Here is a 1,070-nt window from a genome sequence, read left to right on the forward strand (position 1 = left end):
TCCGCAAGGAAGTAAGATCCCTGAAAGATGATCAGGTTGATAGGTCTGAGGTGGAAGCGTGGTGACACGTGGAGCTGACAGATACTAATAGATCGAGGACTTAACCTATATTCTAATGTGAAGCATGGACGTTGTTATCTAGTTTTGAGAGAACATTCTCTCCATCAGGTTTGGTGGCGATAGCGAAGAGGTCACACCCGTTCCCATACCGAACACGGAAGTTAAGCTCTTCAGCGCCGATGGTAGTTGGGGGTTTCCCCCTGTGAGAGTAGGACGCCGCCAAGCTTTTATAAGGATCAGTTCCAGACGGAACTGGTCTTTTTTGTGTTTTTAGGAAAAATCAGTTTTATATCTACTTCAAGAACAGAAAGAATTTCTAAAGAAGCAGGATTAAGAGGCTCCGATGATAAAGGTACAATGATGGTTGAGGTTTCCAAAGAGTATAGATTCGTCTAATATTGATGTTTGAACTTTTAATAGGGCATTTGAAGAACAATACTAGCTTTTTCTTATTGAGCATGAACTGGGATCGTCCAATGTTTTGATGTTTGTGTTGTTGATACTTATTAAATATCTGTACGGGAGATATACTGGCTGAAAAACGAAAACTACATTCTGATAGATGAGTCTTTTTCAATGATAAATCCTCATTAGAGCCAATTTTAACAAAATCATAAAAGAATGAAAAAAAGACTTTTAAAATGATGAGACAAGTGGTAAACTTCTTTAGGTGCCTTAACGAAAAGATGAAAAAACAACTTTAAAATAAATTCAAAATTTATTTTAAAAAAGTCTTTACAAACAATATCCTATCAGTATATAATACTATTTGTCAGATCGAGAGTCATTCGAAAAGACATAATATGGAGGATTAGCTCAGCTGGGAGAGCATCTGCCTTACAAGCAGAGGGTCGGCGGTTCGAGCCCGTCATCCTCCATCATATTTATTCTTACATAATGTTAGGATAAGATAAAGCCGGTGTAGCTCAACTGGTAGAGCAACTGACTTGTAATCAGTAGGTTGGGGGTTCAAGTCCTCTTGCCGGCACCACTTTTTTATGGTAAGATAG

Annotated in this window: 2 tRNA genes and 2 rRNA genes; all 4 read left to right on the forward strand. The window is 38.3% G+C overall.

What is annotated here, in order from left to right:
* Nucleotides 1-108, forward strand: a 23S ribosomal RNA gene (locus WAX46_RS15640); the annotation flags it as partial.
* Between the two features lie 61 nt (nucleotides 109-169).
* Nucleotides 170-285 (forward strand): 5S ribosomal RNA (rrf, locus tag WAX46_RS15645).
* Nucleotides 286-865: 580 nt separating this feature from the next.
* Nucleotides 866-938: transfer RNA gene (locus WAX46_RS15650), tRNA-Val, on the forward strand.
* Between the two features lie 37 nt (nucleotides 939-975).
* Nucleotides 976-1,051 (forward strand) — tRNA-Thr (locus WAX46_RS15655).
* Nucleotides 1,052-1,070: the final 19 nt, after the last annotated feature.

The organism is Bacillus sp. FJAT-53060 (assembly GCF_037104745.1).
Classification (GTDB): Bacteria; Bacillota; Bacilli; order Bacillales; family Bacillaceae; genus Bacillus; species Bacillus stratosphericus_B.